The sequence below is a fragment of the Microbulbifer sp. TB1203 genome, from assembly GCF_030997045.1.
In the GTDB taxonomy this organism is placed as follows: domain Bacteria; phylum Pseudomonadota; class Gammaproteobacteria; order Pseudomonadales; family Cellvibrionaceae; genus Microbulbifer.
The window spans coordinates 879,737-894,464 of the sequence record NZ_CP116899.1; the positions used below are offsets into that span (position 1 = coordinate 879,737).

General features: G+C 58.0%; 15 protein-coding genes and 1 tRNA gene. 11 read left to right on the forward strand and 5 right to left on the reverse strand.

Annotation, left to right across the window (positions count from 1 at the left end):
* Nucleotides 1-3 precede the first annotated feature (3 nt).
* The 8 genes from infC (at nt 4) to PP263_RS03815 (ending at nt 6,022) form a co-directional block, all read left to right on the forward strand.
* A complete protein-coding gene (gene infC / locus PP263_RS03780) occupies nt 4-546 on the forward strand; it encodes a translation initiation factor IF-3 (RefSeq protein ID WP_183457833.1) in 543 nt (180 codons plus the stop codon).
* A gap of 144 nt (nt 547-690) precedes the next feature.
* The gene (gene rpmI, locus PP263_RS03785; RefSeq protein WP_183457752.1) at nt 691-885 is read left to right on the forward strand and encodes a 50S ribosomal protein L35; all 195 of its coding nucleotides are present in this window, start codon (nt 691-693) and stop codon (nt 883-885) included.
* Between the two features lie 36 nt (nt 886-921).
* Nucleotides 922-1,281, forward strand: a complete 360-nt coding sequence (rplT, locus tag PP263_RS03790) for a 50S ribosomal protein L20 (RefSeq protein WP_308367042.1) — start codon at nt 922-924, stop codon at nt 1,279-1,281.
* Nucleotides 1,282-1,405: 124 nt separating this feature from the next.
* Nucleotides 1,406-2,419 carry a phenylalanine--tRNA ligase subunit alpha gene (gene pheS, locus PP263_RS03795; RefSeq protein WP_308367043.1) on the forward strand — a complete coding sequence of 338 codons (1,014 nt, stop codon included), beginning with the start codon at nt 1,406-1,408 and terminating at the stop codon, nt 2,417-2,419.
* A gap of 206 nt (nt 2,420-2,625) precedes the next feature.
* Entirely contained in the window at nt 2,626-5,025 is a 2,400-nt protein-coding gene (pheT, locus tag PP263_RS03800; protein ID WP_308367044.1) for a phenylalanine--tRNA ligase subunit beta, read from the forward strand.
* A 130-nt stretch (nt 5,026-5,155) separates the two neighbouring features.
* Nucleotides 5,156-5,464, forward strand: coding sequence for an integration host factor subunit alpha (gene ihfA, locus PP263_RS03805; RefSeq protein ID WP_183457756.1), 309 nt, complete (start codon nt 5,156-5,158; stop codon nt 5,462-5,464).
* Entirely contained in the window at nt 5,442-5,798 is a 357-nt protein-coding gene (locus PP263_RS03810) for a MerR family transcriptional regulator (protein WP_183457757.1), read from the forward strand. The genes ihfA and PP263_RS03810 overlap by 23 nt, the downstream gene beginning before the upstream one ends.
* A gap of 147 nt (nt 5,799-5,945) precedes the next feature.
* A tRNA-Pro gene (locus tag PP263_RS03815) sits at nt 5,946-6,022 on the forward strand.
* A gap of 497 nt (nt 6,023-6,519) precedes the next feature.
* Here PP263_RS03815 and ppnN read toward each other — a convergent pair.
* Nucleotides 6,520-7,896 (reverse strand): nucleotide 5'-monophosphate nucleosidase PpnN, encoded by a 1,377-nt coding sequence (ppnN, locus tag PP263_RS03820; RefSeq protein ID WP_308367045.1) that lies wholly within the window; start codon nt 7,894-7,896, stop codon nt 6,520-6,522.
* Nucleotides 7,897-8,061: 165 nt separating this feature from the next.
* The gene (locus tag PP263_RS03825; RefSeq protein WP_308367046.1) at nt 8,062-9,030 is read right to left on the reverse strand and encodes an alpha/beta hydrolase; all 969 of its coding nucleotides are present in this window, start codon (nt 9,028-9,030) and stop codon (nt 8,062-8,064) included.
* Between the two features lie 276 nt (nt 9,031-9,306).
* Here PP263_RS03825 and PP263_RS03830 point away from each other — a divergent pair, with 276 nt between their 5' ends.
* The gene (locus tag PP263_RS03830; RefSeq protein WP_308367047.1) at nt 9,307-10,146 is read left to right on the forward strand and encodes a 23S rRNA (adenine(2030)-N(6))-methyltransferase RlmJ; all 840 of its coding nucleotides are present in this window, start codon (nt 9,307-9,309) and stop codon (nt 10,144-10,146) included.
* Between the two features lie 183 nt (nt 10,147-10,329).
* Here PP263_RS03830 and PP263_RS03835 read toward each other — a convergent pair whose 3' ends face one another.
* Nucleotides 10,330-10,707 carry a hypothetical protein gene (locus PP263_RS03835; RefSeq protein WP_308367048.1) on the reverse strand — a complete coding sequence of 126 codons (378 nt, stop codon included), beginning with the start codon at nt 10,705-10,707 and terminating at the stop codon, nt 10,330-10,332.
* A 214-nt stretch (nt 10,708-10,921) separates the two neighbouring features.
* Entirely contained in the window at nt 10,922-11,650 is a 729-nt protein-coding gene (locus PP263_RS03840; RefSeq protein ID WP_308367049.1) for a pseudouridine synthase, read from the reverse strand.
* A gap of 488 nt (nt 11,651-12,138) precedes the next feature.
* On the opposite strand from PP263_RS03840, the gene PP263_RS03845 reads away from it, so the two are divergent.
* On the forward strand, nt 12,139-13,347 hold the full coding sequence (locus PP263_RS03845; protein WP_308367050.1) for an RtcB family protein: 1,209 nt from the start codon (nt 12,139-12,141) through the stop codon (nt 13,345-13,347).
* A 254-nt stretch (nt 13,348-13,601) separates the two neighbouring features.
* On the opposite strand, the gene PP263_RS03850 is transcribed toward PP263_RS03845, so the two are convergent.
* The gene (locus PP263_RS03850; protein WP_308367051.1) at nt 13,602-13,982 is read right to left on the reverse strand and encodes a YchJ family metal-binding protein; all 381 of its coding nucleotides are present in this window, start codon (nt 13,980-13,982) and stop codon (nt 13,602-13,604) included.
* A gap of 156 nt (nt 13,983-14,138) precedes the next feature.
* Here PP263_RS03850 and PP263_RS03855 point away from each other — a divergent pair, with 156 nt between their 5' ends.
* Complete coding sequence (locus tag PP263_RS03855; RefSeq protein WP_308367052.1) at nt 14,139-14,675, forward strand: TetR/AcrR family transcriptional regulator; 537 nt, start codon at nt 14,139-14,141, stop codon at nt 14,673-14,675.
* The last annotated feature ends 53 nt before the right edge of the window (nt 14,676-14,728 follow it).

The following is a 14,728-nucleotide window of genomic DNA, read 5'->3' on the forward strand; positions in this document are numbered from 1 at the left end:
GTTATTAAACGAGACAGCAGCAAGGGACGGTCCAAAAAGGCCCGCATTAATGATCAGATTGAGGCGTCAGAGCTGCGCCTGATTGGAGCCGACGGCGAGCAGGTGGGCATTGTCACCCTGGAAGAGGCGCTGGAGGCCGCGCAAAAAGTCAATCTGGATCTCGTTGAAATTGCGCCGGACTCCGATCCGATAGTCTGTAAAATCATGGACTACGGAAAGCACATTTTTGAGGCCAAAAAGGCCAAAAATGCTGCCAAGAAGAAACAGAAGCAGCAGCAGATCAAAGAAATGAAGTTTCGTCCCGGTACCGATATCGGCGACTACCAGATCAAGCTGCGCAACCTGACCCGCTTCCTGGAGGCGGGGGACAAGGCCAAGATTTCCCTGCGCTTCCGCGGCCGGGAAATGGCGCACCAGGAGCTGGGTATGGAAATGATGCAGCGCATCGAGAAAGACCTGGAAGAGCTGGGCACCGTGGAGCAGCGGCCGAAAATGGAAGGCCGCCAGATGATCATGGTGATTGCTCCCAGCAAAAAGAAGAAGTAAGGCCCCGGGAAGTCATTCCCGGACCTGCTCGGAGAAGTGATTGGGCGACGGCTGCCTCCTCACTCTCACAATGCCGCCGGTATTTGCCGGCGGTTTTTACACTAGGTGCCTGACCACAGGCGCATAATTACTTTGGAGTACAAAATGCCGAAAGCAAAAGTACACAGTGGCGCCGCCAAGCGCTTCAAGAAGACGGCTGCGGGCTACAAGCACAAGCACGCCAACAAGAGCCACATCCTCACCAAGATGACCACCAAGCGCAAGCGTCAGCTGCGCGGCACCCAGACCATGAATAAGTCTGATGCCGGTCTGGTCGATCGTATGCTGCGCGCCAAGTAATTGGCCCATCGCTAACAGGTTTAAGAGGATAGAGTTATGGCCCGTGTAAAACGTGGTGTAGAGGCGCGTCGTCGTCACAAGAAAATTTTGAAGCAGGCCAAAGGTTACTACGGTGCGCGTTCACGCGTATTCCGCGTAGCCAAGCAGGCGGTGATCAAAGCCGGCCAGTACGCTTACCGCGACCGTCGCGTTAAAAAGCGCAACTTCCGCGCCCTGTGGATCACTCGTATCAACGCCCAGTCCCGTGCTGAAGGCATGAGCTACAGCCGCCTCATCGCCGGTCTGAAAAAGGCGGAGATCACCCTGGATCGCCGTGTCCTGGCCGATCTGGCGGTATACGACAAAGCCGCTTTTGCTGCCGTAGTTGAAAAAGCCAAGGCAGCCCTGGCGGCGTAAGCTGCCACTTCAGTTGCAAGACTGAATACAAAAAATAGGGAAGGGCTGTTATGGCCCTTCCCTATTTTTTTATGGAGTTTCCGCTATTTTTTAAACGAAGTTGGATTCAAACGGGAATAGTTCGATGCAAGATTTGCAGTCCCTCACCGAACAGGCGCTGGAGCTGGTGGAGCAGGCCGACGGCCTGGCGGCACTGGATCAGGTGCGCGTGGACTACCTGGGTAAAAAGGGCCAGCTCACCGCGCTGCTGAAGAGCCTGGGCAAACTGTCGGTGGAAGAGCGCCCGGCAGCCGGTGCCAGGATTAACGAAGCCAAGCAGCAGGTGCAGGAAAAGATCAACGCGCGCCGCGACCAGCTGGAACAGGCCGCAATTGACGCCAAGCTGGCGGAGGAGACCATCGACGTCACTCTGCCCGGCCGCGGCGAAGAGCAGGGCAATGCGCACCCGGTGACCCGCACCATGCGCCGTATCGAAGAGCTGTTTCTACATCTCGGCTTCTCCGTGGAAGAAGGGCCGGAGATCGAAGACGACTACCACAACTTCGAGGCACTGAATATTCCCGCGCATCACCCGGCACGGGCGATGCACGACACCTTCTATATCGATCCGTCCACGGTGCTGCGCACCCACACCTCCCCGGTGCAGATCCGCACCATGGAAAAGGCCGCGCCGCCGATCCGCATCATCTGCCCGGGGCGGGTCTACCGCTGCGACTCCGACGTGACCCACTCGCCCATGTTCCACCAGGTGGAAGGGCTGGTAGTGGACAAAGGGGTCAGCTTTGCGCACCTGAAGGGCTGCGTGGACCAGTTCCTGAAAGCCTTCTTCGAGGCCGACGTGCCGGTACGCTTCCGACCGTCCTACTTCCCGTTCACCGAGCCCTCCGCGGAAGTGGACATTCAGTGCACTGCCTGCGGCGGCGAGGGCTGCCGCGTCTGCTCCGGTACCGGCTGGCTGGAAGTCATGGGCTGCGGCATGGTGCACCCGAATGTGTTCACCGCCTGCAATATCGACAGCGAAACCTACTCCGGCTTCGCCTTCGGCATGGGCGTGGAGCGTCTAGCCATGCTGCGCTACGGCGTCAACGACCTGCGCCTGTTTTTCGACAACGACCTGCGTTTTTTGAAGCAGTTTTGATGGCCGGAGCTCGGAAAGAATACGAACTCTGATGCGAAGGCCCTGATACCGGGAGTTGTTTGCGAGACCTTATGAGGCAGGGATGCCGATTAGAGCCTACATGGACGTATTTACGGCGTGTCTCGCAAACAACTCCCGGTAGCAGGACCGCCACGGCGCCTGAAGCAGAGCGCAGAGCGCCAAGGAATAGAGAAAGAGACAGCACTATGAAATTCAGCAACTCCTGGTTGAGGGAATGGGTAAACCCGCAACTGACCGCACAGGAACTGGCCGACCAGATCACCATGGCGGGCCTGGAAGTGGACGGCGTTGAAAAAGTCGCGGGCGAATTTTCCGGTGTAGTGGTGGGCGAGATCCTCGCCTGCGAGCAGCACCCGGATGCGGACAAACTGCGCGTGTGCAAGGTTGCCGGCCACCCGGATGGCGAGGTGCAGGTGGTCTGCGGCGCCCCCAACGCCCGCGCCGGCATCAAGATCCCGTTCGCCCTGGTGGGTGCTGTGCTGCCGGGTGACTTCAAAATCAAGAAAGCCAAGCTGCGCGGCGTCGAGAGCTTCGGCATGCTGTGCGCTCAAACGGAACTGCAACTGGGCGAGGACAGTGACGGTATCTGGGAGTTGCCGGACGACGCCCCCACCGGCAAGGCGCTGCGGGAATACCTGCAGTTGGACGACGAAACCATCGATGTGGACCTGACCCCGAACCGTTCCGATTGCCTCGGCATCGCCGGCATCGCCCGCGAAGTGGGCGTGCTCAACCGCTGTAAGGTCGCAGGCCCTGAAATCGCCCCGGTGGCGGCGCAGATCGACGACAGCTTGCCGGTCTCCCTGCACGCCGGCGATGCCTGCCCGCGCTACGTGGGCAGGGTGATTCGAAATATCGACATCAATGCACAGACCCCGCTGTGGATGCAGGAACGCCTGCGCCGCAGCGGCCTGCGTTCAATCGACCCGGTGGTGGACGTCACCAACTATGTGTTGCTGGAACTCGGCCAGCCGATGCACGCCTTCGACCTGCAGAAGCTCAGCGGCGGCATCAAGGTGCGCCTGGCAGAGCAGGGCGAGGAACTGGCCCTGCTGGACGGCCAAGAGGTCAAACTGCAGGCCGGCACCCTGCTGATCGCCGACGAGCAGAAACCGCTGGCCATGGCCGGCGTCATGGGCGGTAAGGATAGTGCGGTAACCGAGAGCACCCGCGATATTTTCCTCGAGAGCGCTTTCTTCAACCCGCTGGCCATCGCCGGCAAGGCGCGCTCCTACGGCCTGCACACGGATTCCTCGCACCGTTTCGAGCGCGGTGTCGATTACCGGCTGCAGGAGAAAGCCGTCGAGCGCGCCACCCAGTTGCTGCTGGAAATCGTCGGCGGCGAACCGGGCCCGGTGCACCTGCGCGAACTGAGCGAACTCATGCCCGCCGAGCGCCATATCACCCTGCGCCGCGCGCGGGTGGAGCAGGGCCTGGGCGTGGCCCTGGCCGACGACGAGATCGTCGATATCCTCACCCGCCTGGGCCTGGAGAAGATCGACCAGAGCGCCGAGGGCTGGACCTTCCTCATCCCCAGCTTCCGCTTCGATATCGCCATAGAGGCGGACCTGCTCGAAGAGCTGGCGCGGGTCTACGGCTACAACCGCATTCCCAGCGAGAGCTTCACTGCCGCGCTGGATATAGTGCCGCAGCCGGAGCGCGAGATCTCCCGGGAAGTTCTGGAGCAGACACTCCTGGCACGGGGGTACAACGAGGCGATTACTTTCAGCTTTATCGATCGCGAGTCCGCCGCGCTCTTCGATCCCCAGGCCGAACCGGTAGCCCTGCAGAATCCCATCAGCGCCGACCTGGCAGTGATGCGCACCTCGCTGGTGCCGGGCCTGTGCAAGGCGCTGCAATACAACCTGAACCGACAGCAGAGCCGCGTGCGCCTGTTCGAGTCCGGCCTGCGCTTCGTGCCGGGCGGCGATGACGTTACCGAGCTGCGCCAGGAGCTGATGCTGGCCGGCCTGGTCTACGGCGGCCGCTTTGCCGAGAACTGGACCGGCGGCAAGGATGCAGTGGATTTCTACGATATCAAAGCCGACGTGGAGGCCCTGCTGGCCCACTATGTTGCCGGGGAGGGCGCCGAAGGCGAGTTCCGCTTCGTCGCCGGCCAGCACCCGGCCCTGCACCCGGGCCAGTGCGCGAAGGTACTGCGCAGCGATGTCGAGATCGGCGTGCTGGGGGCCCTGCATCCGCAACTGCAGAAGAAGCTGGACCTGCCCAAGTCCGCCTTCGTATTCGAATTGAGCCTCGAGGCCCTCGGCCAGGCCCGTCTGCCGGCTTTCCGCCCGCTGTCGAAGTTCCCGGAAGTGCGCCGTGACCTGGCCCTGCTGATCGACGCCGATGTACCTGCTGCCAGCCTGGTGGAAACCGCCGTCGAAGCTGCCGGCGAAACTTTGACGGACCTCAAGATTTTTGACGTCTATCAGGGCAAAGGTATTGATTTCAATAGAAAAAGTGTCGCCATGGGCTTGACGTTTCAGCATTCGTCGCGCACCCTTAACGACGACGAAATCAATGCCGCGGTAGATGCGGTGGTCCGACAACTAGAACAAAAATACAACGCCAGCTTGCGCTAACCGGGTCTATGCTTCGGGGTGCGAGTTGTTTGGCACCCCGAGAGCGTCTGCGACCGGGTTGAAAGCCGCCGCGGTTTGGGCCGCTTCCGATCCGGAGCCGGGACGCCTCTGAATCTGTTGGTAGGAACCAATGACAGAGGCACTGACCAAGGCCGGGCTCGCCGAAAAACTGTTCGAGGAGCTGGGCTTCAACAAGCGTGAAGCCAAAGAGATCGTCGAATATTTTTTCGAGGAAATCCGCAATGCGCTGGAAAATAACGAGCAGGTCAAGCTCTCCGGCTTCGGCAACTTTGACCTGCGGGATAAAAGCCAGCGCCCCGGGCGCAACCCAAAGACGGGAGAGGAGATTCCCATCTCCGCGCGCCGGGTGGTGACTTTCAAGCCGGGACAGAAACTCAAGGCACGAGTAGAAGAACATGCTGGAAGCAAGCAACAATAGCGAACTGCCCACAATCCCGGGCAAGCGCTATTTCACCATTGGTGAAGTCAGTGAACTCTGCGCAGTCAAACCCCATGTACTGCGCTACTGGGAACAGGAATTTCCCCAGCTCAGCCCCGTCAAGCGCCGCGGCAACCGCCGCTACTATCAGCACCAGGACGTGATCCTGATCCGCCAGATCCGCGCGCTGCTGTACGAGGAGGGCTACACTATCGGCGGAGCCCGCCTGCAGATGGAGACGGGCAGCGACAAGGTCAACAGCGTCCAGTTGCAACAGGTGCTGCCCCAGGTGATCGCCGAGCTGGAGGGCGTACTGGTCCTGCTGGACAGTTGATTCCGCGTCCGCAGAAAGCGCAAATCCGGGCTTGCAATCCGCCGCCACTTAGGTATGATTTGCGCCTCATCGCCAAGCGATGTTCCTTATAAATCAAACACTTAGCGCCGATCTAGGCGAGCAGACAGGAGTTTGGTTTAGCTATGTCGGGGTGTAGCGCAGCCTGGTAGCGCACCACACTGGGGGTGTGGTGGTCGTCGGTTCAAATCCGGCCACCCCGACCATTATTCGATCGAAAAGCCCGCCGTTGAGCGGGCTTTTTTGTTTTTGACGTCTCTTTACCTGGGCGGGAAAGGCTATGGTGCTGCGGAAATTCTTCGTTTCGGCGCAGGTCATTTTCAGCGGTTCGATTATCGGTGCTGACCATTCACAATGAAATTGTGGGGGAGGCCGGTGATAACACGCGTCCTCAAGCAGCGAGCCATTTCTATCCTTTTGATGACAAAACGGACTGTATACGTAATTGGCGCTGGAGCAGGTCTTGAGGCTGGGCTTCCCACGGGGAAGAGCTCAAAAAAGATATTTTCCGATTGCTGGATATGCAATTTGAGCTCAACCAACGAATCCCAAAGAGGCACTGGCGCAATGGGAGGAGAGAGGCATGCCCGTCATGCGGTCCGTCGAAAAAGTCTTCGATAGAAAAACCGGCAATGTCAGCGCCGGCGAAAGAGTCAGCTGTTATGTGATGCAGTAATTTCAGTAAGGGGCGCGTTGATTTTAACTATTGGCCTGCAATGATTCGATAACAGGGAATATATTCCTTGCCGGGCAGTTTCATTCTCTGTTGTTTCACAAAAGACTCCAGCAAAGTATCAATGCTGTGCATTATTGCCGGGTCGCCGCGCAATTCATATGGGCCATATTTCTCCACGGTGCGAATACCTTCGTCTTTGACGTTGCCGGAAACGATTCCGGAAAACGCGCGGCGCAGGTTGGCAGCCAGCAGGTAAGTTTCCTGGTTTTTGTGTAATGCGAGGTCAAGCATATTCTTGTGGGTGGGGGCAAACGGTCGTTGGAGTTCTGTTGACACCTTCAGTTTCCAGTTGAAGTAATAGGCATCGCCGGTCTCTTTGCGGTGTTGCTGGACCTCTTGGATGCCTGCGGCCATTTGCCGTGCCACTTCCGGAGGGTCATCAATAATAATCTGGTACCTTGATCTCGCTTCTTCGCCCAAAGTCGAGGAAATAAACTGGTCGATGCGACTAAAGTAGCCTGCTGCGCTGGCTGGGCCGGTAAAAATCACCGGGAAGGGTTGCTCCCTGTTTTCCTCATGCAGGAGTATGCCCAAAAGATAGAGAATCTCCTCGGCGGTACCTGCGCCGCCAGGAAATACAACAATTCCATGGCCGGTGCGTACAAACGCCTCCAATCGTTTCTCGATGTCCGGCATGATGATAAGCTGATTGACGATTGGGTTTGGTGCTTCTGCCGCGATGATGCCTGGCTCGGAAATTCCGAGGTACTGACCATACCGGTCGCGTTGTTTAGCGTGGCCAATAGTGGCGCCTTTCATTGGGCCTTTCATTGCGCCCGGACCGCAACCGGTACAGATGTCGAGATGTCGCAACGCCAGCTCATAGCCTACCGTTTTGGTGTAATCGTATTCCTCGGCTGAGATGGAGTGCCCGCCCCAGCACACCACCAACCTGGGTATGCGGGCCCGGTCAAAAGTGCCGGCATTACGTAGGATATGGAATACTGCGTCGGTAACCCCCTGCGCAGATACCAGATCGTAACGGGGGTCGCCGGTGATTTCGCTGTTCACATAGATGATGTCACGGAGTACGGCAAAAAGGTGCTCGGCGATACCACGAATCATCTTGCCGTCTACAAAAGCAATAGCAGGGGCGTTTTTGACCTGGAGTTTTACGCTGCGTTCTGTCGGGATAACCGAAATATCGAAGTCGGCATAGGTTTCCAGAAGCTCTTTACCGTCATCTATATAGCTGCCGCTGTTGAGTACGGCCAGAGAACAGTTGCGGAAAGTCTGGTATTGAGGGCCGCGGCTTTCTTGGCTGAGCTTGTGGATTTCGTACTTGGATAGAATATCAAACTGCTCGGTTGGTGATACTTGTGCATCGATGAGATCCGTAGACATGCAACCCTCAATAAAGCTGAAAGATTCTACAGTACAGGAAGTGCTGTACCGGGGCTATAGAAGTGTAGTCTAAGTTGTTGATTACACTCTTTATATATTAAGCTTTGGATTGAAATAACTCTAATAATAGAGGCAGGCGGTATAAACTTAATTTGACTCTAAGCGTCAGTGGCCAATCGAGGCAAGAAATTCAGCAATCTTGCCGTTAACCCATTCCGGCACCTCCTGCCCAATCCAGTGCCCCGCCTTTGTCACCTCACAGAGTCGCAGATCGCTGCATTGGTGGTGCATATCCAGGCCGATGCTCTCGGCATAGCGGTGGGGCCAGTCCTTGCTGCCCGTCAGGTACATCGCCGGCACGGTGATGGTGTTGTCTTTCTGTGCGGCCGTTCGCTGCCAGGTGCGTTCGAAATTGCGGTACCAGTTCAGCGACGGCTCGAAGCCGTGGCGCTGGTAGCGGCTGGCGATGTAGTCGAGGAAGTCCTGTGGCATGTAGTCCGGGCGCTTTTCCGGCAGCGTGATGCGCTCCAGCAGGCCCGCGTCGCCACCACCTTGCTGCAGCAGGTCGAACTGGCCGGTAAGGATTTTTTCCAGGGAAAGGGGGATATCCCGGTTCAGTGCTTCATGGGCGGCGGCGTTCTGGAGATCGACAATATAGAAGTAGTTGTCGCCCATCTGCCGCTTCAGCGCACTCAGGGTATCGGTCTGCCCGCGCCCGAACCAGGGGATGCTCAGTCCGCCGACGCCCTTGATACGCTCGGGGTGCAGCCAGGCGGTGTACCAGGCGACGATGCAGCCCCAGTCGTGGCCGATAATCACGCCCTGTTGCTGGCCGTAGGCGTCGAGCAGGCCTATGACGTCGGCTGCCAGCTCCAGGGTGTCATAGGCGGTGACGTCTTTGGGGGCGTCGCTGTCGCCGTAGCCACGCATCTCCGGTGCCACCACCCTGTAACCCTCGTCCACCAGGAATTTGATCTGGGGTCCCCAGCTGGCCCAGCACTCGGGAAAGCCGTGCAGCAGGAAAATCAGGGGGCCTTCGCCCGCCTCGGCGACATTCAGGCTGATGCCGCTGGTGGGTACGGTGCGAAATCGGATGTCGTAGTGCTCCAGTCCGTAGGGCAGTTTCTGGCTCATCGCTGTCTCTTTTCCTTCCTTGGCCAATGACTCCGGCCAGAGTAATCGTTTAAGCGGATATTGAACAGGGTTCGTCGCTCGAGGTGGTCCGGCTGCTGTCGTGCCCCGGCAGGCCGCAATATCTGTTTACACCGCCCCGGTAGTGGAATAAATTACGCGCGAGATCCCTGGTGGGCCAGCCGTTGGCCCGTCCCTCCCCAGGCGCTCCCTACCGCCGCGTTGGCCCGTCCGGGTCACAGGCCCGATTGACGTACCGAGATCATCCAGACGGGTCACATGCTCAGTTATCGCCACGGTTTTCATGCCGGCAATTTTGCCGACGTGTTGAAGCACCTTGTGCTGGTGGAAATCCTTGCTTACCTGCAGAAGAAGGACAAGCCCCTCGACTATATAGATACCCACGCCGGTGCTGGCCTGTACCGCCTCCAGGGCGGAATGGCGGCGAAGAATTGCGAGTACGGCAACGGCATCGCCCGTCTGCTGCCGGGAGATCCCGGCCTGCCGGCGTTGCAGCCATACCTGGATCGGGTGATGGCCCACAATGCCGGTGGTGGATTACGGCTTTACCCGGGCTCGCCCGCCATCGCCTGCGGCGTCTTGCGCCCGCAGGACAAGGCGTGGCTGTTCGAGCTGCATCCGGCCGATATCGAGCAGCTCCGTCGGGCTTGCGCGGGCCGGAATATCCATATCCGTGGGGAAGATGGCTTCAGGGGGCTCGCCGCGCTATTGCCGACACCGTCCCGCCGCGCACTGGTACTGATCGATCCGCCCTACGAGCTGAAACAGGATTACCAACGCGTGGTCGATGCGCTCAAGCTGATCTATCGAAAAATGCCCACCGCCACCGTGGCGCTTTGGTATCCGGTGGTGGAGCGCAGGCGTATTGACTTGTTGGAGCGCCAAGTCATCGCTTCGGGCATCCGCCGGGTGGAGCAGTTTGAGCTGGGTATCCATGCCGACAGCGACGGCCGTGGCATGACGGCCTCCGGTATGATTGTGGTTAATCCGCCCTGGACACTGCGGACCACAATGGCGCCACTACTGCCGCCGCTGGCGAGGCTGCTCAGTGAGGATGGCGGGGAACATCAGCGTATGCAGAGCCTGGTTGGGGAGTGATCGCCGGTTGGCTGGGGGGCGCCGAGGAACCAGTTTGCGCCATCCGGCGTTTCGCGGGTGACCGGCGCCCGGTTCTAGCGGTAGGAGATTTGTGAGAAATATGGGCGCGCCTGACGTTCGCTCGCGCAAAAATTCGTTCCCGCCCCGGAGTCCTGCCGGCGCGGGAACGATCCCTATGTCCGTCTATTGTTGACGGAGCATGTTCATGCAGCGATGGAACTGGCGCATGTAAATCTTACCGCCTATGGACGGGTTGCGGTTCGCGTGTTCCGCCGCCCAGTTGCGACATCCCTCTTCGCTATTTATGCGAATACGCTGCTCCGGCAGGCTGCGACGGTAAAAGTGCGGCTGCTCGGCCCTGATCAAACCGCGGGGCGCTCTCACCTCATAGTAGTAACCGCCTTGTGGATGAAAGCGGTAAAAAGTATTGCCGTGTTGATAGTAAGTCTGCCCCCTAACCTGGACCTCGGTGGCACCGGAGGGCAGCTGGCGGAGTTGCTCTTGCGCTTGGCTATAGCCGGCGAGAGAGCACATCAGTATCAAGGGTATTAGAAAACGCATTGTGACTTCCTCCTCTTCCGATGTGCTTGGAAGTCTATTCACTGGGAAGGCCAACCCCCAATTTGATTGGTTCGGCTGGGGTCGCAATGCGGGAAAATGTGAACAAATCGACAGATCTGGTCACATGCTATTCGGCTGCTCTCGGAAAGATTATGAACCAACTCTAAGGCTCTTGCATGGCGCTGCATGCCCGTGCCCGTTTCGGCGATAGGCACTATTCCGGTATCTGCCAGCCAAAAGCCTGAATTAATGACGCGAATAGCCCGCGCGGCGGCGCGATCAGGTTCAGGGGTTTGCCGGTCACCGGGTGGTCCAGCTGGAGTTGCAGGGCGTGTAGCAGGAGCCTGCTGCAGCCAAACTGCTCGGTGAAGAAGCGGTTGTGCACCGACTTGCCATACTTTGGGCAGCCAATCAGCGGGTGGGAAATATGCTTGAAGTGGCGGCGGATCTGGTGCCTGCGGCCGGTCTTCAACTGTATTTCCACAAAGGAATAGCGGCTGGTGGGATAGCGGTCGACGGAATAGGGCAGTTCGACGGTGGCCAACCTGCGGTACAGGGTGATTGCGGGTTGGCGAGGTAGGTCGGCCTTGGGGCGTTTGCGCTGGTGTTTGAAATCTGCGACCGGCGGCAGCGGGTAGTCGATAACGTTCTCTTCGGGGCAGTAGCCCCGGCAGACGGCGATATATTTTTTAACTGATTTCTCGCTTTCGAGCTGTGCCTGGACCTGTGCGGCAATTTCGCCGCTTTTGCCGAAGATGATTACCCCGGAGGTCGGTTTATCCAGGCGGTGGATTGGGTACAGGTGGCAACCGACCAGGTCGCGTAGGTATTGCAGCAGAATTTTGTCTTCACGGGGATCTATCCCGGAGCGATGCACCAACCATCCCTCGGGCTTGTAGGCCGCGATGAGATAGGTATCTTCAAAGACGATTTCCGGGTGCATGCTCGTTGTTACCGACAGGGGAGTTGGGCAGGAGCTATTATATGATCATGTCAGTCTCCAGGGGCACAATCCATGGCGGGCTTGTGCTCACCCCGTTTTGATGGGCACGCTGCGCTTTGCTCATGCTGCCGAAGGAGCGATTCCCGACTGCAGCATTCACTTCACGATTATTTCAGCTTTTTATACTGCCAATCTCATTTTTTTATTGACATTTTATTTCGGCTGTTTAGACTCGCGCCCTCTTTCGAACAACCTCCAGCAAGCTGTGGTCCGCGACCACAGAAGAGCATGAAAAAGGAGCCATGAAATGCGATATCAACATCTAAAAAATCAGCCTATCTGACACCTTTCATGTGCTCGCGCTTGAAAGGTGATGCTGCCTTTCAAGCCAGAACCTCCTGAAGCCCTGGCATACGCCGGGGCTTTTTGCATTCTGATACCTTGAAAGGCAATTTCAAAAAGAACGTGGAGTAATCCAGGGATTTGTTATGCCTGTAAAAATGGTACTAAACAAAAATGCGCCGCCGGGAACTGTACCGGTAAAAATCTACACCGATGAAATCGAACCGGCGGCATTGCAACAACTGAAAAATATCGCCCAACTGCCGATTGTGCATTCACACGTGGCGGCCATGCCCGATGTGCACCTGGGTAAAGGCGCTACCGTGGGGTCCGTGATTCCCACCGTCAGCGCCATAATTCCGGCGGCAGTGGGTGTGGATATCGGCTGCGGCATGAATGCGGTGCGTACATCGCTACATGCCCACCAGCTGCCGGACAACCTGAAGGCATTACGGGATGCCATTGAGGTGAAAGTACCCGTGGGCTTCGGCCGTCACAAGATGGTCAACGCCCGGGAATCTGCCTGCAAACGTCTTGCTCCCGGTGCGGACAGGCTGTTCGGAAAGCATCCGGAGTTGCTGAAGAAGCTGCGCCAGCCGCAGCAGACCTGGGTGACCCAGCTGGGAACTCTGGGTGGCGGCAATCACTTTATCGAGATCTGTCTCGATGAAAGCAATGCGGTCTGGGTGATGCTGCACTCCGGTAGCCGCGGTATCGGCAATGCGATCGGCCAGCACTTCATCCAGCTGGCGAAGAAAGATATGGCGGGGCATATGCACAACCTGCCGGACAGGGATCTCGCCTACTTCAGTGAAGGCTGCGGTCATTTCGATGGTTACATCGAGGCGCTCAACTGGGCCCAGGAGTATGCTCGGGTCAACCGCCAGGAGATGATGAAGCTGGTACTCGGCTGCCTGCGCGAGCAGTTGCCCGAGTTCACCCTGACATCCGAGGCGATCAACTGCCACCACAATTACGTGGTGCGGGAGGAGCATTTCGGTCGCGATGTCTTTGTGACCCGCAAAGGGGCGATCAGCGCGAAGCAGGACCAACTGGGGATTATCCCCGGTTCCATGGGGGCCAGGTCGTTCATTGTGCGCGGTCGCGGCAATGCCGATTCCTTCTGCTCCTGTGCCCACGGCGCGGGACGCAAGATGAGCCGCACGGCGGCCAGGAAGCGCTTTACCCGCAGGGACCTGGAGGAGCAGACCAAAGGTATCCAGTGCAGGAAAGACAGCGGTGTGATCGACGAGATTCCCGCAGCCTACAAGGATATCGATCAGGTGATGCAGAACCAGACCGACCTGGTGGATGTAGTCCATACACTGCGCCAGGTGATTTGTGTAAAAGGTTAAAGGAGGAAAATGAGAAAAATACAGAACCAGAACTGGTATTTATTGAATTTCAACGAGAGGACAGATGCCTATGAAAAAGAACAAGCCGCGCAATCACGTTGCGCTTAATCCTCTGCTTCGCAAGGGTGGTGCCCATGTCAGGGCGAAGTCCGGCGAGCGGTTTGCCAACAGACAAAAAATGTTGAAGGCAGCGCGGGAGTGGAAAAGCTCCCGCGATTTTTTATGTGGAGTGCGGTGGGGCTCCGAATGCCGTTCTATGGCCAACCCACCAAAGGCCCGACATATACCCAGTGCTTCTTGTGCAATTTAAACAGCGAAATTTCGTGCAATGCGCGCTCTGCGCCATCCTCCAGATACCACGCCTTGAACTCCACCACCGATTTTTTTAATCCCCGCTTACTCCTGATTACTTCCAGCCTTGACCACTGAGTCTGCAGGTCATCGCCATTCAATTCCGGGCAGGTCTCCGGGTGCCATGATTTGCGCAGATAGGACAGGTTGCCGGTGACATAGGCGCTGTAGCGGCTGCGCATCAGGGTTTCGGCGTCATTGGGGTAGGCCTGGCCGGAGAGGTACAGCTGGCAGCACTGCTGCAAGGGCTTTCCGGAGCCACAGGGGCAGAGTTCTTCTGTCATGGAGGTCGGTCGTCAGTACGCTTGTGTCGGGCCGAATGATAGAGGGGGCCGGGGAAAATTTATAGCGGTTCCCTGAAGGCCTCTTGACCTTTCAGTTTACACTGGTAACATACCGTCCAGCCGGTCGGTTTTGACCAAAAATTTCCAAGGAGTCATATGTCCAAAGTCGACAAAACTGCAATTGTCCGTGCCGCGGAAGAGGTGGTGCGGGAGAGGGGCGCGCGCAAGCTCACCTTGGATGCAGTCGCCGCCAAGTGCGGCTTGAGCAAGGGTGGGCTGCTGCATCATTTCGGCACCAAGCAGGCCTTGCTGAAGGCCATGGTGGAGGAGGCGCTTTCGCGCGAAGACCAGATTGCCGATGAATACACCGCTAGCCGAGGGCCCGGGCGGGGCGAGTTGTCGGCGCGGATTCACGCGCAGTTCATGCTGATGGAGGACGAGGAGGCCCTGCCGCGCGCGCTCATTGCCGCCGTTGCGGAAGATCCCAGCTTGCTGGACCCGATCAGGACCCACGATGCCAGAATAAGCCGCGAAGTCTGTAGCGTTTCAAGAGACCCTGACTTGGCGCAGATTTTGTGTTTTGCCTCCCTCGGTCTCTTCATGGGCCGGGTACTCGGTGTGATGGACTCCGATGACCCGGTTCTTGAACGCATGCGCAAGCGGCTGCTGGCATTGGCCGCAGAGATCGAGTGATTTCCCCTTTTTTCCTTAAGGGCGCCTCTAAAAATTCTTTTCTCGTCACCCCC